This window comes from Halorubrum pallidum (genome assembly GCF_055380345.1).
In genome coordinates, this window is sequence record NZ_AP043945.1 from 1,531,404 (window position 1) to 1,552,254 (window position 20,851).

Annotated in this window: 15 protein-coding genes and 2 pseudogenes; 6 read left to right on the top strand and 11 right to left on the bottom strand. The window is 52.4% G+C overall.

What is annotated here, in order from left to right; all coding sequences use genetic code 11:
- Window positions 1-315 precede the first annotated feature (315 nt).
- Together ACZ45C_RS09565 and ACZ45C_RS09570 are read left to right on the top strand one after the other, a co-directional pair.
- Window positions 316-1,608 carry a molybdopterin molybdotransferase MoeA gene (locus ACZ45C_RS09565; protein WP_460558829.1) on the top strand — a complete coding sequence of 431 codons (1,293 nt, stop codon included), beginning with the start codon at window positions 316-318 and terminating at the stop codon, window positions 1,606-1,608.
- Complete coding sequence (locus ACZ45C_RS09570) at window positions 1,605-2,258, top strand: nucleotidyltransferase family protein (RefSeq protein ID WP_460558831.1); 654 nt, start codon at window positions 1,605-1,607, stop codon at window positions 2,256-2,258. Before ACZ45C_RS09565 ends, ACZ45C_RS09570 begins: the two co-directional genes overlap by 4 nt.
- Before the next feature lie 197 nt (window positions 2,259-2,455).
- Here the strand turns inward: ACZ45C_RS09570 and ACZ45C_RS09575 are convergent.
- A pseudogene (locus ACZ45C_RS09575) lies at window positions 2,456-4,009 on the bottom strand (ATP-dependent DNA helicase); the annotation flags it as partial.
- Between ACZ45C_RS09575 and ACZ45C_RS09580 the strand changes: the two are divergent.
- Together ACZ45C_RS09580 and ACZ45C_RS09585 are read left to right on the top strand one after the other, a co-directional pair.
- On the top strand, window positions 4,004-5,047 hold the full coding sequence (locus ACZ45C_RS09580; protein WP_460558833.1) for a hypothetical protein: 1,044 nt from the start codon (window positions 4,004-4,006) through the stop codon (window positions 5,045-5,047). The pseudogene ACZ45C_RS09575 and the gene ACZ45C_RS09580 sit on opposite strands and share 6 nt — an antisense overlap.
- Before the next feature lie 122 nt (window positions 5,048-5,169).
- Window positions 5,170-5,976: a hypothetical protein gene (locus ACZ45C_RS09585; protein WP_460558835.1), complete on the top strand. Its 807-nt coding sequence runs from the start codon at window positions 5,170-5,172 to the stop codon at window positions 5,974-5,976.
- Window positions 5,977-6,446: 470 nt separating this feature from the next.
- On the opposite strand, the gene ACZ45C_RS09590 is transcribed toward ACZ45C_RS09585, so the two are convergent.
- Entirely contained in the window at window positions 6,447-7,619 is a 1,173-nt protein-coding gene (locus ACZ45C_RS09590) for an ISH3 family transposase (RefSeq protein ID WP_460561835.1), read from the bottom strand.
- A gap of 503 nt (window positions 7,620-8,122) precedes the next feature.
- On the opposite strand from ACZ45C_RS09590, the gene ACZ45C_RS09595 reads away from it, so the two are divergent.
- A complete protein-coding gene (locus tag ACZ45C_RS09595) occupies window positions 8,123-9,334 on the top strand; it encodes a hypothetical protein (protein WP_464374312.1) in 1,212 nt (403 codons plus the stop codon).
- 51 nt (window positions 9,335-9,385) lie between these two features.
- Here the strand turns inward: ACZ45C_RS09595 and ACZ45C_RS09600 are convergent, their stop codons facing one another.
- The 6 genes from ACZ45C_RS09600 to ACZ45C_RS09625 all read right to left on the bottom strand — a co-directional run bounded on the left by ACZ45C_RS09600 (window position 9,386) and on the right by ACZ45C_RS09625 (window position 15,612).
- Window positions 9,386-11,788, bottom strand: coding sequence for an ATP-dependent DNA helicase (locus tag ACZ45C_RS09600; RefSeq protein ID WP_460561904.1), 2,403 nt, complete (start codon window positions 11,786-11,788; stop codon window positions 9,386-9,388).
- A gap of 73 nt (window positions 11,789-11,861) precedes the next feature.
- Window positions 11,862-12,974: a tyrosine-type recombinase/integrase gene (locus ACZ45C_RS09605; RefSeq protein WP_460561902.1), complete on the bottom strand. Its 1,113-nt coding sequence runs from the start codon at window positions 12,972-12,974 to the stop codon at window positions 11,862-11,864.
- A 451-nt stretch (window positions 12,975-13,425) separates the two neighbouring features.
- On the bottom strand, window positions 13,426-13,827 hold the full coding sequence (locus tag ACZ45C_RS09610; RefSeq protein WP_460561900.1) for a hypothetical protein: 402 nt from the start codon (window positions 13,825-13,827) through the stop codon (window positions 13,426-13,428).
- Between the two features lie 89 nt (window positions 13,828-13,916).
- Window positions 13,917-14,150, bottom strand: a complete 234-nt coding sequence (locus tag ACZ45C_RS09615; protein WP_460561898.1) for a hypothetical protein — start codon at window positions 14,148-14,150, stop codon at window positions 13,917-13,919.
- A 23-nt stretch (window positions 14,151-14,173) separates the two neighbouring features.
- On the bottom strand, window positions 14,174-14,659 hold the full coding sequence (locus ACZ45C_RS09620) for a hypothetical protein (protein ID WP_460561896.1): 486 nt from the start codon (window positions 14,657-14,659) through the stop codon (window positions 14,174-14,176).
- A 551-nt stretch (window positions 14,660-15,210) separates the two neighbouring features.
- Window positions 15,211-15,612: an ADP-ribosylglycohydrolase family protein gene (locus ACZ45C_RS09625; protein WP_460561894.1), complete on the bottom strand. Its 402-nt coding sequence runs from the start codon at window positions 15,610-15,612 to the stop codon at window positions 15,211-15,213.
- Between the two features lie 156 nt (window positions 15,613-15,768).
- On the opposite strand from ACZ45C_RS09625, the gene ACZ45C_RS09630 reads away from it, so the two are divergent.
- Complete coding sequence (locus ACZ45C_RS09630) at window positions 15,769-16,584, top strand: IS5 family transposase (protein ID WP_464374304.1); 816 nt, start codon at window positions 15,769-15,771, stop codon at window positions 16,582-16,584.
- A 217-nt stretch (window positions 16,585-16,801) separates the two neighbouring features.
- On the opposite strand, the pseudogene ACZ45C_RS09635 reads toward ACZ45C_RS09630, so the two are convergent.
- From ACZ45C_RS09635 to ACZ45C_RS09645, 3 genes and pseudogenes are all read right to left on the bottom strand, one after another.
- Window positions 16,802-17,368 (bottom strand): annotated as a pseudogene (locus ACZ45C_RS09635) (ADP-ribosylglycohydrolase family protein); the annotation flags it as partial.
- Between the two features lie 14 nt (window positions 17,369-17,382).
- Window positions 17,383-17,763, bottom strand: a complete 381-nt coding sequence (locus tag ACZ45C_RS09640; RefSeq protein WP_460561947.1) for a hypothetical protein — start codon at window positions 17,761-17,763, stop codon at window positions 17,383-17,385.
- Window positions 17,764-18,446: 683 nt separating this feature from the next.
- Window positions 18,447-19,742, bottom strand: coding sequence for a hypothetical protein (locus tag ACZ45C_RS09645; protein WP_460561945.1), 1,296 nt, complete (start codon window positions 19,740-19,742; stop codon window positions 18,447-18,449).
- Between the last annotated feature and the right edge of the window lie 1,109 nt (window positions 19,743-20,851).

Here is a 20,851-nt window from a genome sequence, read left to right on the forward strand (position 1 = left end):
ACCCGGTTGCATATCCATGGTCTCGAACGCGTCGCAGGCCACGTACACCTTTCGAACGCGGCGGTCGCGGAGGCCCGTTCCGCAGCCGTCGTCCGCGACGGCCGAGCGCCGTCGAGTTCGAACTCGCAGTCGAACTCCATCAGCGACCCCTCGCGGTTGCTCGGCCGTCTGTCACCGTCGTCTTTTATATATCCCTCCCATGAGCATACTAGTATCACGAGCCATGCTATATCGTAGCACCATAATACCCGTTAGTACCCATTGCAGATACGCAGTTAGTAGACACACGGCCTACGAAGGGCCCAGAGAACACTGATGAGCCGGAATACCGACGAGTCGAGCGGGCAGAGCGGTCACGGAGACAGCGAGGACACCGCTCACGGCGGTGACGACGGCCACGGACACGGAGAGATAACGCCGGTACAGGCGGCCGCAGAGCGTGTCCGTGACCTCGGAACCGAGTGGGTCGACCGACGGAGCGTCGAGTCGGTGACGATAAACCGGATCGCCGGCCGGACCCTCGCCGAGCCGATCGACGCGCCGGCCGCCGTCCCGGAGCGGAGCCACGCGACGATGGACGGCTACGCGTTCGACGCGAGCGAGGGGTACCCGTACGAGCTGGTCGACCGAGAGGTGTTCCCCGAGTCCGATCCGCCGTCGCTGTCGCCCGGCGAGGCGGTCCGGATCTTCACCGGTGCGCCGCTGCCTCCCGAGGCCAACGCCGTCCTCAAACAGGAGGAGGTGACAGTCGAGGACGGTCGACTCGACGGCTCTCCGACCGAGCCCGGTACGTACGTCTACGAGCGCGGCAGCAACGTGGCGGCGGGCGAGCGACTGTTCGAGGCCGGCGAGCGGCTCGGAGCGAAGGACGCTATCCTGCTCGGCGATCTCGGGATCGAGGAAGTCCCCGTGACCGAACGGCCCTCCGTCGGTCTGCTGGCGACCGGCACGGAGATCCACGAGGGGCGACACGCCGATCTCGACTCGCCGATGCTCGCGGGGCTCGTCGACGGCTGGGGAGGCGAGGCGACGTACGAGGGCACCGTCCCGGACGAGTACGACCGCGTCAGAGACCGGATCGCCGAGGTCGCGGACGATCACGACGTCGTGATGACGACCGGTGGCACCAGCGTCGGCGACAAGGACCACGTGGTGCGCGCGCTCCGCGAACTCGGGACCGTGTTGTTCCATCGCGTCGCGCTGCGCCCCGGAAAACCGATCGCGGTCGCGACGCTCGCGGACCGCGACGCCGTCGTCTTCGCTATCCCCGGCAAGCCCGTCGGGGCGCACGCGGTGACCTCGTTGGTCGCGCGGCCCTTCTTCACCGGAGACACGACGCTCCCGACCGTCGACGCGGCGATGACGAGCGACATCGCGATCGCGGTTCCGGGGTTCACCTACGCCGTCCCGGTGACGCTCGCAGACGGCGAGGCGATGCCGCTCGGACACGCCGACTCGCCGCTGTCGGTGTACGACGAGACGTTCGATCCGAGCGTGCTCTCGTCGAGCACGCGGGCGACGCGCGCCGACGGCTTCGTGCTCGCGGAGTCGGCGCTGTCGGCCGGCGACGAGGTCGCCGTCGTCCCCTACCCGGTCGTCGAGCGATGAGCGACGGCGGACTCACGGTCGTCTCGCCGCCGTTCGACGCCGGCGAAGCGGAGGGAACGGACGCGACCGACGCGCCCCGCGTCGCCGGCGTGCTGCTCGCCGCGGGGCCGAGCACTCGGTTCGGCGACGAGAACAAACTCCTCGCGACCGTCGGGGGCGAGCCGGTCGTGCGGCGCGCGGCGCGGACGCTCGTCGACAGCGGAGTGGATCCGGTGGTCGTCGTCGGCGGACACGAAGCCGACCGCGTTCGCGACGCCGTTGCCGGCCTTCCCGTCACATCCGCGGTCAACGACGCGTACGCGGCGGGACAGTCGACGTCGGTCCGCGCGGGGATCGGCGCGCTCTCCGGCGTCGACGCCGCAGTCATCGCGCTCGGGGACATGCCGTTCGTCGAGCCGCGGACCGTCGACACGCTCGTCGCGGCGTACGACGCCGGCGCGGGCGACGCTCTCGCGGCCGCCTACGAGGGCGACCGCGGGAATCCGGTGTTGTTCGATCGTCGGTTCTTCACCCGACTCGCCGCCGTCGACGGCGACGTCGGCGGACGAGAGATCCTGTTGGAGAGCGGCGCGAGCGCGCTCGTCGCCGTCGACGATCCGGGGGTCCGACGAGACGTCGATCGCCCGGACGATCTCGGCGAGAAGGGCTGAGTCGACACGCGGCCGACGGTCGACGAGTCGGTTGCGGGCGGGCTGCCGACGTTCCGCGCGGCTCACCCCTCAGCCAGTGCCTTTCGCACCACGCGGGTTCCCGTCGAATCTTTCAACACAGACCGTCTCACGCGCACCCTCGTCGAACGTATGCCTTCACAGGACCTCACTGCGGGGGACCGTCCCCGTCGATCCGGTCAGTCGTCGACTGGATCTCGTGAAAACCGATCGAGCGCGAACTCGAGCATGTCAGGGCTCACGGGCCGGTACTCCTCGCGCTCGTGTTCGGGGAGATACGCGCGAACGCTGTTCCACGACTCGCGGGCGTACCGCGCGTCGAGGAGGACGCGGACGCCGCGCTCGTCTGGACCGCGTATCACCCGTCCCACGGCCTGTCGAGCCTTGCGAACTGCGGGAACCGTCAGCGCCGTCTCGAATCCCGACTCGAACCGGCGGTCGTACGCGGTGATCACCGCTCGCGTCCGGGGACGCGCCGTGTTGATGAGCGGAACGCCACAGACGACGGCCGCCGAGAGCCGGTCGCCGCGGTAGTCGACTCCCTCCGTGAGCGTCCCCCGGAGGCTCGTCACGAGCACCTTTCCGTCCCCTGCGAAGAAGTCGTCTTTCAGCGACTCTGTCGCCCGATCGCCAGACGACTCGTCGAGGAGGACGGGCTTGTCGAGTCGGTCGTCGAGCGCGTCGGCCATCCACGTCGCCTCCGCGTAGCTCGGAGTTCCGACCAGCACGTTTCCGTCGCGGGCCGCGACCGCGGCCGTCGCGTCGAGGTGCGCGAGCCGCGTGTCGTTCGTCTCGCTCGGCGAACCGCGGTTCTCGTGGGTGAACTTCGGTGCGTCGACCGCGAAGCTCGCGCGGTTCTCCGGGGGAAACGAGAGACCGTACGTCCGCTCGACGATCGGTCTCCCCCGCGCTTCGAGGTGGTCGAGGCCGGTCACCTCGCGGAACACGTCCATCGGCTCCAGTGTCGCGCTCATGAGGACGCCGCCGCCGAACTCCGCGAGCCGGTCGCCGATCGGCTCGCTCGGCAGGCAGTTGTACAGCGCGAGGCTGGCGTTGTAGGCGCGCCGCCACGAGTCGGGCGGCGCGGTCTCGTCCCACGTCCGTTCGAGATCGATCGCGCGGAAGAAGTCCTCGTGACCCTCGCGGTACCAGGCGTTGAGCGTGCGGCCGACGCCCGGCGCGGCCCGCTTCTTGTCCTCGTCTTCGAGCGAGTCGAGGATGCGCTTGACGACCGCGCCCACCTGCTTCGCGCGCGCCCAGACGTGGTCGTCGTACCCCTCCCGCTTCGCCCACGCCGTGATCTCGTCTTCTCCCGGCGTCTCCGGGTCGCGGAGCGGGATCTCGTCGTCGTCGAGATCGCGCATCGACGCGCGCCAGTCGGGCAGCTCGCGGTCGAGTCGGTCGGTCACTTGGCGGTCGAACTCTCCGCGGAGATCGGCGTAGAAGTCGCGGACGGACCGGATTTCCTCGACGGTCACGTCGGCGTCCTCGAGTTCGCCGCGAACGAGCGCGGCGTCCTCGGACTCGGCGCCCGCGCTTTCGAACGAAAGGGGCTGAACCACGCGGGTGAGTTCGTTCTCGGCGTCGCGCAGGCTGGCGTCCGCGACCGCGTCGCTCACGAGGTCGCGCACGCGCGGTTCGAGCATGTGCGCCTCGTCGCAGACGACGAACGTCGCGTCGTCGAGCAGCGCGCCGGTGAACGTGCCGGTCGTCACGGGGTCGAACGCGTGGTAGGAAGACTGAGATCTACTAATAGATACGACAAAGTCATTTATGATGAATTTGTGCTCTATCCAGAGTTATTAGCCTTCATTATTCCAATATCCATAGGAACAGTTGTTTTCAAGAGTACGAACCGGGTTAGAGGTAAGTTGTTATACCTCGTATACGGTGGTGAGATGATACTAGAGTTTGTTGAGAATATACTAGCAGGCTTGTTTATTCCAGCATTCATACTTCATATTCTTCATCATGGCTGGTACAAAAAGTACCTACTCCTCGTTACACGACTTTGTGTGTATATTTCACAGATCGTTGCCGGGGTGATTTATGGAACAATTCTGGTTGCCCCTAAGATTGTTGTTGGGGTGATGAAAGCAATCATTGTCAGTGTAATCGCTATCGTTTTGGCATTAGTCTATTTAACGACTTACATAGTTCCGTATTTTGGGGAGAAAGCTGGTGGCTGGAAAGAATCGGTAACGAATGGTGCAGCTATCTCGTACTTCACTATCCAGGTTCGTCAAATGCGAGAGATTATGGTCAATATTGTAGCGGAAGAAGAGGATCGAGCTCTCAATTTTGAAGACCCTGATAAATATCGCACAGAGCTTAAACGAGTAAAACAGGACGCAAAAAACAGGCTTGAAACCGGTGAAACACTTCTGTCAATACTACTCGGAGCTGTACTACTTTCAACTAACTTTACAGGAGTGAGGCTGCTACAGTCTTCGATATATGAAATACCTGTACAGTTGCTGATTGAAGGGTGGCTATTGGTTATCGCAGTGTCGATTATTTACAGATCCTCTGCACTCGAATTCCTCGCATATAGTTCCGAAGAAGACTTTGATTCACTGGACACGATGGACGCCGCCTTAAGTTATCAAAAGGGTATTTCTCTTGTCGGTTTTCTCCAGGGACTGATGTTCTTACTTGTGTTCGTAGCAGCAATCTCAAGAGTGAAATTTGATTTGATCGAAGACGCATTGAGAGCTAAATACACTGATGAGCCGTGGGTGGCGTTTACCTGGGAAAGACTAACAAATTGACCCTATCCAGTGATAGTTGTAGAATGTAGCGATATTGGTGGTTTCGGCGGTTACTGACTTGCTCTTAACGATCGGTGGTCACATCATTTACTTATATTTACCAGTATGGCAAAAACGGTGTTATGACTGATTGGTTTGATGGATATGAGGAACTTCTGTCGGAGCAATCAGATAACACACGAGACTTTGACCTTGGAAGCGAGAACTGGTTGAAAGGCCGGACTCTACTTACCTCAGTTGAATCCCTGAAGCTTGCAATTGACTACGTCAACGATCATGCCGGGAACTACACTGATGAAGAGGAACTGCTGCAGTACTTGATGTCTCGAAAATCGGTACATCACTTCGAATCGTGTTTCGTCTTGTTGCGGCACGGTCTATACAACCCGTCGCGGACACAGATTCGATTTCTCTTGGAGATGTACTTGTTGTTGAAAGGATTGAACCGGGATAAGAAGCAAGCCGCCAGAATCTACGATGAGACCCGTGAACAATTACATAATATGGGGTCTGAACCGCTCACAGGAACCCGGTTGCGAACGATTAATGAATTCGATTCGATTGTGAAATCAGAACGTGACGCATTGAAAGAGGACGAGTATCAGTTGCTGTGGCAGCACACATCGAATTCTGCCGTACATCCGTATTCACTGGAAAGCATTGAGATCGATAATGAGTACAGTAAGAGTATTGAAGGGAGTCTGCTGGATGCGGTGAACGTGTTTGCTTTCGGGATCAGCGCTCAATTCGTTAAGACATGGAGCGGAACACCTGTGTACTGGGATTTGATGAAACTTATTGATCCGATGATCGTCAGGATCAGAACCTCTTCAATAGGTGCGCCACCCCCGTTATTTGATGAGGATCTTGACCTTTGGTTCCCTGAGTTTAGTGATTGGCAGCTCCGTCTAGCACAAAATAGAAGGTAATGATACGGATCGGTTACTTGTACCCTTATCGGAGAAATCCACGAATTCCTACTGTAGCTCAACTACCGAACTGACCAGAAAACGGATCTGTCGTCGTCAACGTAGTACTCTATGCTGGTTTGTGCTGATCGCTATTGGCCGCGATCATAGGAATATCTAACTTGACGTGGAATCCACGCCGACTTATGACTGAGAATGAGGCGTTACAACTCATTATACTATTAGTACTGGTGCTATTCGGAGCACTAGTATTCTCGTTACTTCCCGAACGAACCGTGTGAGCACTGCCTGAACGCCACGAAACAGTCACTTTCTGTATGATTAGACGGTCAATCTCGGTTGCTACCGCAGAATAGATTGAGGCAGTTCCAAGATACCGATCCGAACAGACCAGATCAACCGAATTTCGACGGTAGCTGCCGAGAGCTGTCGCTCACCGCCCAACGGACAGGCCGTGGGCTGACCCCTGGTCAGCCCGCAGCCACTGCTTGTGACGCTGGTAGACCAACCCCGTTCGCCCTAATCTTCCACCGCCGACGCAACTCCTCTTCCAGTTCGTGGCGAATCCAGTCACAGAACGTCTTGAACGTGAACTCATCGGGCAGGTCGCGCCCGCCCCGCCGCGGGCGGGCGACGACCGCCCACCTCAGTACGAGCCACAGATTCTCCAGCAGTGCTGCAACCAACATGATCGCAAACCGCACGACGGGATCACGCGTCGTCGTGATCCCGCGTGCTTGTCGGAGCAATCGGTAGCTCGTTTCGATGCCTGAACGCTTTCTGTAGAGGCGTTCGACCTGCTTCGCTGATCGATCAGTAACGCCGCAGGCGACGTAGCCACGAACAACCTCGCCGTGCTTGCCCCGATCTCCGTTCTGGTAGGAAACAGCGACCGCGAGCGGGAAGCGCAGTTCCCGCTCGCTGTCCTTGTACATGCGGTAGGTCGTCATGTACGACTTGTGCGTGTCGAGTTTGTCCTTCATCCGCTCGCCCTTCTTTGGGACGTGGACGACCGTTGCGGCGATCTCACGAGCACGGCGGATGACGCGCTCGTTGTAGAACCCGCTGTCGGCAAGCAGGAGGTCGATCTCAAAGGGGTAGTTCTCGACGCGGGCGAGCACACGCTCGACCGCGTCGGCCTCGTCTTCGTCGTTGCGGACGTACGTCATCGCCAACGTCACCGGCTTCTCGTTGGAGACGACGTAGGCCGTGCAATAGCGGTGGCAAGTGGTCGTCCCGTCTTTGGGAGCCATCGAGCAGAGTTCGCCTTCCTCGTTGTAGTGCTCGCCATGATAGGGATTGTCGATGAAGTCGATGGAGACGATTCTCGACCGGTCAGGGTCGAGAATCGTCATGGCAAGGCGTCCAAGCAGAAGGTTAGCGACGAACTCAAGCCAGTCACGGTCGAGGGTGTGAAGCCACGTGAAAGTCGTGTCGTCACAGGGTGTTCCGTCGGTGTCTTTGCACGTTTCCCAGATCGAGGTCTGGTTGACACAGGCGAGGATGACGACGAGCCAGATGTCGCCGGGGTCGAGGGGACTCCCCTCGACGCCCGGCAAGGGGAGTGGAGCAATGACTTCTTCCGCTACGTCTTTCACGTCCGAGGCCGAAAGGTACCCGTCTGGGTTTGGGAGGTTGAACACATCCGAACCCAGACACTTTCTCGTGGTCAATCCGGCGATTCAATTCAGCTGATTACATCAGTTGGGAAGTACCGATTCTATGTTGGGTATAGTGTTGTTATTGGATGGATATGCGGTACAGCTGGAGATAGTCTGGCAGCTTGCTGAGTGTGTGCCAATCTGGCCATATTTTATATAGCTATTGAGGAAATAGGTATTCGATTGGATTAACGACTATGCCGGAACTATTCGTTTTCACAATCTTTGCAGCCGTTGTGACATTGTATTCGGTTTTACCTAAACATCGACAACTACGTGCCAACTTTGCTATCTCCCGTCGTGCCAAATGTGCGGCTATAATAGGTGGGGTCAGTATTATTCTACTCTATCTATCTGAGTTATACCTAGAAGCCGCATCTTTAAACTTTAGTTGGGGTTGTGGTCTGATTTGTCTTCCCGCCCAATTTTGGGTAGGAAGTTCTCAAGTTCTTATCGCAACCTCTCTAGCCGGGTATACGTGCTACGTGTTCTTACAAGATGAAGCAACAATCTATGATGACGAAGTTCTCGAAACAAGACTCCGAAACCTCTTTGCGACTCAGCAGTTCAATACGCTCTCAGCTGTAATAGAGGACAACTACTCAGTACTTCTTTCGGCCGACTCAAGTTCTCAAGCTCCGCGTAGCCGTGAGACGGCTAAAGAATTGTTGACGGCGAAAAGTCTCCTTGAGAATCATAGTGAGCTGAATCCCTCTTTAGCAGCTAGAATAATTGGGGATCCAAATTGTACACTTGACCGTACGGTATTCGCTCGTGAGTATCTAAAGGCCCTACATCGTGATCATATGAGTCTTCTCTATCATGAAGTAGAAGCTATTGAGGGACAACACGCTGATCGAAAGGTTCCAGATTCGAGTTTATTACTGGCTTCTCTCTTCGAAGATTCAAGTATTGCTACTGAATTACGGATATGGGACCCAATCAGAGAAAGTGTCAAGTCTTATCTTCGCACATTATCGGAACAACCAGACGATAAATATGTGGGCCGCTCAGAAGATTTCCCACTAACCAGCCCCGAGCGGCCCTCGCATGATCCCATTCTGGTTGGAATTGAATTATTTGACCTCTTTGCTTCTCAAGCCCTGAGACAAGATATTGACAGCCATATATTCTTACACTTCCTTGCCGAAATCGTTGAAGAGATCTGCTCCAATTTTGAGTTGGACTCAACGGCTGATCCAACTGCGGAGTTCCCTAATGCGTACGGCTATTTGTTAAAACACGCAATTGCTGTCTATCGTTCACTAATCACTTTGCCAACTCAGCACAATCGGGATTTCAGGATGTCAATCTCAAAAATCGGTACAGACAGTGAGTCAGATATATTGAAAAACGCTGCTTGGGGATTTGTACGCTCACAGAAAGCGATTCTACTCACAAATTCAGTACCAGATCAATTCAAATCAGATGTGGTAAATGACCTCATTCGAGCATATATTGAATTAGCGCAGACCGATGACCGAATGGGCCAAGCATATTATGCGACACTCCATAAACACATTCTCTATGGTACTGGATCCAGCCAGACTCCCAGTAATGAACATTTAGAATTTTTGCGAGAGCTGGATACTCAGATCAGTCGATTAAATCAGGCGAACTTCAGTCTAGGTAGTCAAGCAAACTATTATCGACGCCTTTCAGCTGACATCCAGTCCGTTCTCAATAACCATCCCTGAGCAATTATTCCCTAGGAATCAGATAGTAATAGATCTACGTTGCTATTCAATTTATGACTCTTCCCAGAACTGCTTGAATTGTGATTCTAAGAAATCTGGTTTCATCTGAATCAGCTCCTCACGTTCATTTTTTGGGAAGTAATCGTAGACCGAGTGAAGCGCTCTGGGGACAAATCGCTCCCCGACGACAATTCGAACTCCTCGCTCTTCTGGGCCACGAATGACGCGGCCGAGGGCTTGTCTGACCTGACGTACCGCTGGGATCGTCAACGCATACGTGAATGCGTTCTCCTCACCGAACTGATGACCGTAAGCGTGTTCTACAGCCTGTACTCTTGGTGAACCGATATTTACGAGCGGGATTCCGAATACAGCGCACGTGTGAAGTTCGTCTCCTTCATAATCGACGCCTTCAGTTAATGTCCCGCGCGTACTAGTAACGAGAACTTTCGGTTCGCCATGGACAAACTCACGTTTCAGCTCACGGGTTTCTTCGTGGCTTGATGACTGATCCAGCAGCACTGGTTTATCGATGTCTTCACGTAACCTGTTCGCTGCCCACTCCGCCTCAGAGTAATTCGGCCAAGCAAGCAAAATGTTTCCTTGGCTGATTGCAATTTCACGTGCGACGTAAGCATATCTCTCTCGCGTCTTGTTCCGATTGTCAATGCTTGGATTCCCTCTATTTCTCTTTTTGAATGCCTCGACATCGACGATCCAACTTGCTCGATTCTCCTCGGGGAAGGTCAGATCGTAGGTCTGTGACGATACAATACGAGGTTCTTCATCATCAGTAGCCAACCGTTCCAAGCCGGTTACTTCCTCAAAGATTGAAAGCGGCTCTAGCGTTGCACTCATCAGGACGCCGCCGCCGAACTCACCAAGGATGTCCTTGATTTTCTGCGACGGCATACAGTTGTACATCACTAAAGACGCATTGTAGTAGTTCTGCCACGGCTTTTCAATATCTTGTAGATCCTTCTCAGAGTACTCCAGTTCGATCTCTCGGAAGTAGTTCGTATGGTCTCGTTCCCACCACTGTCCGAATAAGGCCCCGATGGCGGTACAAACACAATCTCGCTCGTTACCAATCTGTTCTAATGCATCCTCAACAGCGAGGCCGACTTTGCTTAGCGTACGAAGGGTGTCTCCAGCGTAATCATTCTGTTCTGCCCACCGAGTGAATTCGTCTGTTTCCGGCTTTTTTGGTTCGCGTAGTTGGACTTCGAAGTCTCTCTCCGGGATCGAATTCCAAGTAAGTCCAGTCCCATAGCCGTCCACTTCATCACGGAGTTCAGCATCAACCCGTTCTTCCAGCCACTCCATTACGTCACTATAGAACTGCTTTGCCGTCTCTACCGCTTCTAGCGGTACATCGTGTTGGGCTAACCACCGTTCGATGGCTTGCTCATTCTTGTCTGCTTGACGTGATCGCTCCAACAAAACCCCCAGATCTCTTTCTGCCCGCTTCACAGTCGAATACCCGATTGTATCGGTCAGCAAATCCCGAACTCGTTCTTCCATCCGATGCGCTTCATCGATGATCACTAGCGTGTTCTCATCCAAGATTGGATCAACAATTTTCCTGCTCGCGGCATCGAAGAGATGGTTATAATTTCCGATGACAATATCGGCATTTTCCAATAGAACCATCATTGCCCGGTGAGGGCAAATCCCAGTGTTAACTGATTCAGGGAGAAATTCCTCTGCTGTGACAACGTGGTTTTCATCCGCACTAAAGGTCACAGGAGAGCCTTTATCATGAGCGTACCACTCCGCCTCAAATGGACAGTATAGCTGACGCGACTGCGTCATTTCCGGAGTTGTAGCTGGTTGAGATCGAGGGAATGGAGATGTTTGACCGGCTGTATGAAGCGGCTCTGTATCTTCATCAATCGGGTCTCGTCTAGCCGTTTCGACCAGATTTCTGGCCTTTGCTGTATCCCACCATTTCTCCTCTCCAGGTGTTTGCGACGGTGGGGCCTGACCCTCTTCCGTGACGAATTGACGCTCTGTTTCTAGTTCACTGTCCTCTGCAACAAGTTCAGCAGTATTCTCCCGAAGATCTTCGCACCGGTCTTGTACACTACTACCAGCGGGGAAAACATCTTCTCGTCCGTACGGACATAGATCACGTTTACCAACAAGTGCTACGCCGTCAAGCGGTTCTTCGAGCCCAGTATTTATTGTTCGAAGATCTTCAACGAACTGTTGGCGTTGCTGCTTTACCGGCGTAACGACGACGGCGTTGTTGAATTGATCAGTTTCCCTAATTAAATAGCTCGCCGCAGTAAGAGATGCCATCGTTTTGCCCGTTCCACAGGGGCCTTCCATAGCGAGATAACCACGGTCTTCAGCAGTTTTTATGATGCTTTCAATGACATCATCTTGGTTGGTATACGGGTCACTGAAGCCAAAATATTCCAGCCAACCTTCCAGAGAACTCTCAGACACGGGATAGTCGTATGTATTCGTGTAGAGCCAAAACGGTTACCACTAGCAACCTCTTCGAAAGGTAACCGAAGAATCAAACGAGGAGTTTGTAGATCTTCTCACGGTATTTGTCCTCAATATCTGGGTAGTACGCGTGAAGATACTCACTAATAGTATCTTCATTATCCCCAATATTGTCTCCGCGCATGTATTCGACCAGTTCTTTATTCATATTTTTGTGGATCTTCCAATAACTCGTAAACCAATGGCGACCGAAGTGACTGGTTAATTCCCTTTCGTAATCCTCAGCTTCAACATGGGGACGCATTTGATCTCGCCAGTGTCTGTTTATCCCGTCCTTGTCCTTGATTCGTTCATGATGAGTTTGTGATAAAAAGACCCACGGCTCACCACAGTCTGGACGTATCAGCAGGTATTGTGTGAGCACCTGGCGCATTTCGTCATCAAGTGGTAATACCCGTGGATTCTCTGACTTGTTACCTGGTCGCTCATCTTGGCTAGGAATATAGATCGCATTGTCGAAGTCAGTGAGTCGCTTATGTGTGCCGAGTTCTGGATAGTGTTTCTGAAGTTCAGAATTTTCTATGTGGATGTCTTTCAATTTAACATTCCGAATTTCTGCCTGCCGCATGGCTAGCTTGAGACCCATCATTAATACTGTAAGGATGAAGAGATGAGTAACATCGTCAAGGGCTTCACGTAGTTCTTTAACTGTTACTTTCGGGTATTCTCTGTCTTCTTGTTCAGGCCATAAAATTTCGTCCCAAGCCTCATCAACTGGGTTATAATCTTGATGTGGATATTCGTTGCGAGTTTCAAAGTACTCAAATGCTTTTCTAATATGTTGTAATTTTCTTTTGATACTCCCGGTTCCATTCCCTTTTTGATACGCTTCGTACTCAGCAAAATCAACAATCAAGCTGGCCGACGCACATACCGGATGCCGACCCTTGCTATTCGCAAACTCTCTAAACTGTCGCAAGTGTCTCTCATACCCCCCAACAGTATTATCTGCCTTTGAACTACCTCGTATTGTCTTATCGAGATATATTTCAAAGGGATCAATACCATCCTCTTGGATTTCTCTAAATTTCTGTTCGTACTTCAGGAGAGGGTCTACATCTGAGTCAAATTCGTCACCAATCCGTTCGCGTTTGTCTCGTATTGTCAGATCCTCTTCACTCATAGATTCCTCTCTCGGATTTTGAACTGCCAAACCTCATTTGCGGCCCCATCCTGTCCAGCTGCCATCCGCGGCGGGTGATATGAGTGTGGATGATCTGGATGCCACATTAGATAGTCATAGAACTCTTCCAATCGAACCCAATACGGATTGTATGCTCGCTTGTGTTGCATCTGATCAGTTAATCTTGAGAACCATAATTCGACATCAGTAGGGCGTGCAAGGGCATAATGCCGGTCGCGCTGGTCCATATGTTCTTTCCACGATTCTTCAACGAGACTAGCCTCATACTCAACGGTCTCTGCAGCGTCAGACAGTTCAGCCTGGTAGTACTCAGACCACACGTCACGCCCCAAATACGATCTTGTATAACGTGACAACTGGGCGTGCTCCGGAACCTGTTCTAAAGCCTTGTAAACCCCTATTCGTCGATGGGGGTCCTCTGATTTGGGCATTAGATGTAGTACTCTCCGTTCTCGTACTGTAATTCACCAATCGTCACCATCTGGTTGACCTGTTCAATTGCTCGATCGGCTGCCGTTTCGACGACACGCTGAGAAATCTCCTGTAGATTTGCTCCAGGGTTATCTTCAACAAAGGACTTGATCTCAGCACGTTCTTTAGATTGAACCTGCTCTTCCAAGTCACTCAACCGATCTCGCGTTCTGTCTAATTCACTCTTGAGATCGTTTCGCTGACGGCGTACTTCATCCAGAGATTCATCCATTTCTACATCTACATCGAACTTTTTCATCCCTGCCTCTGTCATTGCCTGGATGAATTCTGAAAGAGACATATCCATCTGTTCTGCTTCCTTCTTCCAGCGAGCGTGCTGCTCCTTAGTGGGATATGTCATTGTCGGCTGAGTATCACTACTATTCCCGGGCATAACTCTCGTGAATTATGACGATGCTATTTTGCATATTAAACGCTTGGAAAACACACCTACTGATCACCTTTTTCGGGCGATAAAGGTACAAATACTACAAATCCATCTTTGACGCGAACTCCGATCTCATCAACTTCATTTGGATCAATGCCTTGCTTCTGGATGTCTTCTGCGCTGAAGAAAACAGGAACACCTACCGCGCCTTGTTTTTCGGACTTAGTTACCTTCGCCTTCTGTAGATTGTCCGCCGGTTCTTCGCTCGGGGTGATAATGGCATCTATATGTGTCATTATATTTATCAGATGGTAGTTATTTAGCTAAATTCTTCGAGAACTGATGCCTCTTTTAGGCCACGTTTCGGCTCGTAGTAGAGTTGGTCGTCTGTTATCTCAAGCACACGATAATAGCGGTGCTTCCTATTGTTATGGCTAGCCCCGCTTACTTTGATAATGTCTCTATTCTCCAACTTATTTACGTCCATGTGGTACTTACCATCTATTTTCTGCTTATCCAGCCAATCCCCATCAACACCGAATTTGTCATGAGTACCCGTTACTCGCAGAATCCACGGCTTGACTGCCTTGAGATTCGGGTGGGCCGAAAGGGATCTCCACTTGACCCATTTACCGTTGATCAAGTTGACATTCTCAGCATCCTCAATCCCGTTATTGCGTCGATCAAGTTCGGTAGCGATTTTTGTCTGAACTTCTTCCAGCTCATCTATATCTAGTTGTTGGAGTTCTTCTTTGAGCTGAATAAATCCGATATTTCCTACGTCGTTCCTAGTATTCTTGTTCATCTTTGCAAACTTGGATATGGGTGACTTGTTTTAAACGGTTAGCCTTATGTGAGAAATGACCCGTTTAGAGGAATTATTCACATCTTTATTGGCAAAATAAATATGTGCCTGAATATGAAATAGCAACAATTGGCATAGGCTAGTCTATTTAATTCACAGAAGGCGTGGGGATCGGCTCTAATATTGACTGTAAAAATTATGGTGTATACGAGATCTCCGCTTATTTTGTTAAAACGGGGGTGAGAAACGGTAGTACGCAGTAGAACGAGTAGCACAGTTCGCATCGTAAAAACGCCAGACGTGCTCCATGGGAAGCCCCGAATTGAGGGGACGCACGCGTCGGCGTGTTCCAGATCGTAACTTCCGTACGATAGCGAATAGTACTCCGTTGAAGATGCGGCCGCGCAGTTCGATCCAGGAATCATAATGGCGGACAGTCACAGAGGATTCCCAATCTCGTGAACGCTTCTTCGGGTGGCGTCAACATATCTATCTCGACAAGATCGTGCCCCTGTTCCGAGCAGCGCGCCTACCGCTCCTCTTCAGCAGAATCAATCCCTATTCTGATCGCTTTCAGTGGAATTACTACTACTCCGTGTCCCATTCGGATGGACAGCAAGGGCACTAGCAATCTCCTCAAGATATTTCCGATTGTCAATCTCATTGAGCCATCGATCCGGAAGTGATGCCGTCCCGAATCGCGCCCCAGCAATCGCACCCGAAATCGCACCGATCGTATCTGTATCTCCGCCTCGGTTGACTGCTGTAACGATAGCGTCTTCGGCTGAGTCAGCAGTCAAAGCATCGTATAATGCCGTCTGAAGCGTATCGACGACATAGCCACTGTTCGAGAGCTGGTACGGATCAATTTCATTTGGAATTACTTCAAGAGCAGATCGGAGTTCTCCCGGAATCCCCGCTTCGAGCAATGGAGAAGCGCCGTCAGGAATCACGCCAGTAGTTCGCTGTAGACTTGTCGATAAATCCTCGGAGAGCAGATCTAACGCGGTACTCAGTTGCCTTGTTTTGCCGCCTAGTGACGACGGTCTGGGACGCTCTTACTGTAATATTCCGCCAGATTAACCCGGAAATGGACGCCGTCTGGCGATATGGCATCGCTCAGACGGCTTGCTTGGATGTGTCGAGACCTTGCCAAACAGCATGTTGATGATCCGGACGTACCCGCCGCGCCGGACGGCGCGGACGGGTACGCCGAGTGGGTGCAGATCGCGTTGATCCTGTACCGCGTCGAACTGGAGAAGAGTCTCCGTGAGACCGAAGACTACCTCAACGAAATGCCCGGCGTCCTCGCCGTGTTTGATCTTGACGACGCACCGCACTACAGCTCGTTTTGTCGGTGGGAAAAGGAGTACCGAATGCGTGAACTCCGCCGCCTGCTCCGCGCTTCGGCGGAGCAGGCGGGCTGGAGTGGTGAAGCCGCAATTGACGCAAGCGGCTTTCAACGCGATCAAACCAGCTACCACTACCGCGACCGCGCAGACTTCTCGTTTCAGTCGATGAAGACGACGATTTTGATCGACGTGAATTCGCTAGCGATCAAGGACGTTCATTTCACGACGCAGAAGGCATGGGACGGTCATATTGGGATGCAGGTCTTCCGCCGGAACGCGGAAGACCTGCGCGTGTTATCTGCCGACGCAAACTACTCATGGAGCGATCTCCGTGAGGAGTGTCGCTCCAACTCAACGCGACCACTGATCAAGCACAGAGAGCAAACACCGCTACAGAAGGCTCACAACGCCCGGATGAATGAGGATTACAACCAGCGCTGGATGAGTGAAACGGGCTTCTCGCAGTTGAAGGAAGACGACGGCGAGAAGCTACGCTCCCGGAGCTGGCACGGCCAGTTCCGGGAGCTCACGCGGAAGTGCATCATCCATAACCTAACGCAGGCGGCGAGTTAGGGCTCGCCGCCTGCTCCCCCTTCTCCGGACATATTTGGGAGAGGCATCGCCATCGTCATCTGATCAAGGGAGTAAGATGGCATAGTTTTGACTCTTCGAGCAACACCGTCAGCGGCAGCTACTACATCTTCTGAGTGTAAGAACCGTGCTTTAACGCCGTGAAACCGTGAGTTACCGACCCTACCCCGACGCTGTCTTGCGTTCAACAAGGCATACTCAGTGGTACATCCTGACCTTGAAAAGCGGCAGCAATAGTGAGGTTAAGGACAGCACATCCGAAGGTACAGCGTGGATCTGCGTGGGTGATCCGGGACGAGTCAATGCTTGTTCTAACGAGCGCAGCTGGATAATCTGCGTAAGCAACAGCCAGCGGTGCGCACCGCATCACACTCCCGTTCCCAGCGTTACTTCCCTCTGGGCTTGCGTCCCACTCTCGCTCACCCGCCGTCTCCCATGACTCCCCGTTTTGAATGCGGCTGAGAGCTCGCCGCGTCATCCCACCGATGTCAAACGGGCCACTTTCATACCACGCAACGAAGCGCTCAGCCACATCCGCCGGGTCAAACTGCCCCTGTTCTACCAAGCTACCGGCGATACACAGCGCCATCTCAGTATCGTCCGTAATCGTGCCTGCTGGCTGACGGTGAGTTCCATTTCCGAGCATATCGGTCACGCGCCTATGTTCACGCTTGATCTGCTCCTGCGACGCGAACTCTACTGGGCGACCAAGTGCATCACCGCAGGCAAGTCCCAGCAGGACTCCCTTTGCACGATCCTCAAACACACTCTCAACGGTCATCAGGCAATCGCCCCCGTATCCTCAGCAACGAAGTTCCCATCCCCGCATTCCGGACAGGGCTGCCCAACGAGCTCAACGAGAAGTTCAACAGCGGTGGATTCGCAGTTGGGACAGCGCAATTGATCACGCCCCGGATCGCGGTCAAACTGCTCAACACAGTCGATACAGACACAGTGGTAATTGAATCCAGTACAACTATCGAACTCCTCATCACTCACATCCTCACCGATTATCTCACGAGCTCTTGCTTGCTCACCAGGATGTGGACACGTAATTCGTTCGCCGTCGTCCGCTTCTGCGTACATATAGTACCCCCAGCCACTCGGCCCGGAGAACCCACACGCCTCGTTCGTACAGTAGTAGTCGTGAATGAGTGGCATGATACGGTCCACTACGAGAGTGTTCCAACATAATTCGTTGGTCGGCACGTCCAGTCAACCGTGAGTAACCTCACCTACTTCCTGCGTCACCGATACTCACTCTCATGGAGTGCCCAGCTCCCGGCGTGTGGAACACGTCCGGTGGCTGTTAAGCCCACGCAGCACATCTGGCGAGTTGCGCGCCTACGTCACCTGGCGAACAGTCACTACCTGAAACGGCTTGCTCGCGGAGTGTTGTACAGGACCGCTCATCCCCGGATGTACACTAAGCTCCTAGTGCAACTGGACATCCTTACTTCGTTCATCCAACTCAACGACTTCGTAGTCCTCAACAACACTGTGTTCCTGGCGCACCTGAGGAACCTTAGGTTCACGTATTCCCTGAATCACGCTAGGCACACAAGTGCCGTACTCAGCAAGCGTTCTGGATGCCTGACCCGACTGTTGAACCGAAAGAACTCGACGACGATAGAGATCTTCGTCAACTGGCACGTATTAGTCTCTATACGTGGGAGTTAACGAACCGGGACGGACGAACCAACTCCTTCCGGCGAGTCCCGGTACTCGCCAGCAGTAGATCGTAGTCACGGTGAGACAAAGAGCGGAACCGACTGACGCAGCTTTCGTTTTACTTCGGCAAGTGTATCACCGCCTACAGGTGCGTAAGAGAGCCAACAGTAGCACTATAATTTCTTGGCGAGATATTCCGTATATTCCTCGATGCTGATTACATCAGTATCAACTTCATCCAGATTCTTCCGCTCAATATAGGCACTGGCCTCTTGCTTTTCATCTGCATCTAACTGCCGCGCTGCTAATCCAAGTAGCACCACGATCGTTTCAGATTGCTCGAAAGACGCCTCTCGTAAGTCATCAACACGGAGATCATCTGTTCTTTCGGACAACACGTCATCTAGAACTTGTAAGAACTGTTCCTCACCAACTGACTCCTGAAGACTCAAGTACATCTCACTAAGATTGATCCTAAGCTCAGTCGTTTCTAACCAATCCATACTCGAACTATTTTTTATCCCCTCAGTCTCACGGATATTATCCAGCAGCATCCGGCAATTTCTGAGCATCTCCAAATTCGAGTCTGAGGCTCTAACTCTTGGAATATTCATAACTTCTGCATTAGCCTCATTCTTGAGATACTCTTCTATGAAGATTCCCGGTAACTCTTCTCGACCTGTGAATTCAAGAGTGCATTTACCGTTTACTTCCCCATCAAATTTGAAGTACTTCATCCCCCACGGAAGGGTTACAATCACCGCGATAGTACCGTGGTGCTCCTCGTAGTAGTGATTGACATCAACTCCATGAAGTCCCTCATTTGGGCGAACGATCTCGGAAGTTAGATCGAATTCTTTGAGCTGCTCAGGTATTATCGTGCTATCGGAGAGAGGGAGCTTGTTAAGCTGTACCGTTCCGTGTATAAATTCTGCTTCCTCTGTACTGTCCGCCTCAGTTCCTTGCTCTAATGCTTCTAAATCATACTTTTCATCGTTAAGCTTGGACTCCGAGGCCAGTTTCACACACAACAGTTCAACCTGAGACGAGACAATACGGAAAAGATAGTTAGTAACCGGGCTATCTGCCTGCTGCGCTCGCTCCTGGAAGCGACCGGCTGCATCAATTAAGTACTCATATTGCCCCCAAGGGCCGTTCTCACTTCCTTCGACGTAGTATCCAAACTCAGCAACATAGTGGAGAATTATAATTGGTATATCCTCATCTTCCGGCCGGCAGATCCGATACTCATCTGAGAGCACCTCAAATTGATACTGCTCAATAGTCTCACTACCACCTTTCAACCTTACAATCAGTTTGTTATTATATGGACCACTATCCTGTAATTGAATAACGACAGAATCTTTCTCGACCCATGGATCATCCTTGCCATCGGGAGATTGGAGATCTTCCTCACCAGGCCACAAGGTAGGAGTAGACTGATAACTCTCTTCACGTAATATCTTCATCAACAAATTTTCAAGAAAGCAGATGGTAAAAATCTGTGGGAAATTCTGATGCTACTTGGTTCGATTCTAGCAATTTCCTCAGGAGTATCATGGGTAGTCAGATGGAAGTCAGTACCGATTGTAAGATCCAATATATCACATATCTGTAAACTATTATACGTCGGGTTTTAGCTCGTAATAGACTTCTAAGCAAGATACCTCAGGTTGAATACTAATTTTATTGTATGTTAATTAGCTCTGTGTGCAGTGAATTCATATTCCATTCACAATATGTAGAGCCGGCACCGAAATTCAAGGCAATCATGCTAGTTCTACAATCAGACCCGAATTCACTGATACCGCCGGGATGCAGTGAATTCATATTCTATTCACAATATCAAGTGCACGCAACATATTATCAGTATCTCGTCACATCCAAACTGAGGTTAATAATCTGTGTCAACCCTGAACAGTTGAGGCAACACGATCAAAAATGCTGTCTCCGAAAATCAAAGAATTCATACTCAAATTACAATACACGGCATGCGTCTGCTGTCCCGTAATTATAATGAATTCATTTCGCATTCACAATATTATTAACAAGCCAAAATCAGAGCAGATCAGCACTCAATCCAGAAACCCTAGGAAGACCGCAGAATCACGGCCGTTCAGTCTCCGAATTGTAAGGAATTCATTCTCAGTATACAACGAAATTCTGTACTTTCCAGCTCACCCAGTAAATCACCGAAAAATAACTCGCCGTTTCTAAGAGCTTTAGAAACGACAAGCTACAATTTAATCAGACTACTTGTGTCTCTTGCCGTTCTATTCCCCCGCTCATTTTCCGAACATGGGTGTTGTTATAGAAGGGTGAAGAGCATTTAGCTCCAGGCCTGTTGTCTGGACCGCAGACGGGCGGCCTACGTTCAAGCGCCATGTCGGGAGTGGCTTGTCGGAATCTTATCAGAAGGTCGATTTGTGAGAACGACCTGTTGTGAAGGAGTTGATAGCCGATACATGGCACCGTACAGGCCGTGGATGATACGCGGTACTAGATCGAGTCTCGGGTGCTCTGTCTGGATAGTCACGCTGCGTAGTAAGAAGAGTGAGTGCCGTCGAAACTGTGATTC

Excerpts from the sequence above, each read along its gene's own strand:
- ACZ45C_RS09565 (WP_460558829.1), top strand. The coding sequence starts at position 316 with ATGAGCCGGAATACCGACGAGTCGAGCGGGCAGAGCGGTCACGGAGAC.
- ACZ45C_RS09570 (WP_460558831.1), top strand. The coding sequence starts at position 1,605 with ATGAGCGACGGCGGACTCACGGTCGTCTCGCCGCCGTTCGACGCCGGC.
- ACZ45C_RS09585 (WP_460558835.1), top strand. The coding sequence starts at position 5,170 with ATGACTGATTGGTTTGATGGATATGAGGAACTTCTGTCGGAGCAATCA.
- ACZ45C_RS09605 (WP_460561902.1), bottom strand. The coding sequence starts at position 12,974 with ATGAGTGAAGAGGATCTGACAATACGAGACAAACGCGAACGGATTGGT.
- ACZ45C_RS09610 (WP_460561900.1), bottom strand. The coding sequence starts at position 13,827 with ATGACATATCCCACTAAGGAGCAGCACGCTCGCTGGAAGAAGGAAGCA.
- ACZ45C_RS09615 (WP_460561898.1), bottom strand. The coding sequence starts at position 14,150 with ATGACACATATAGATGCCATTATCACCCCGAGCGAAGAACCGGCGGAC.
- ACZ45C_RS09620 (WP_460561896.1), bottom strand. The coding sequence starts at position 14,659 with ATGAACAAGAATACTAGGAACGACGTAGGAAATATCGGATTTATTCAG.
- ACZ45C_RS09630 (WP_464374304.1), top strand. The coding sequence starts at position 15,769 with ATGGCATCGCTCAGACGGCTTGCTTGGATGTGTCGAGACCTTGCCAAA.
- ACZ45C_RS09640 (WP_460561947.1), bottom strand. The coding sequence starts at position 17,763 with ATGCCACTCATTCACGACTACTACTGTACGAACGAGGCGTGTGGGTTC.
- ACZ45C_RS09645 (WP_460561945.1), bottom strand. The coding sequence starts at position 19,742 with ATGAAGATATTACGTGAAGAGAGTTATCAGTCTACTCCTACCTTGTGG.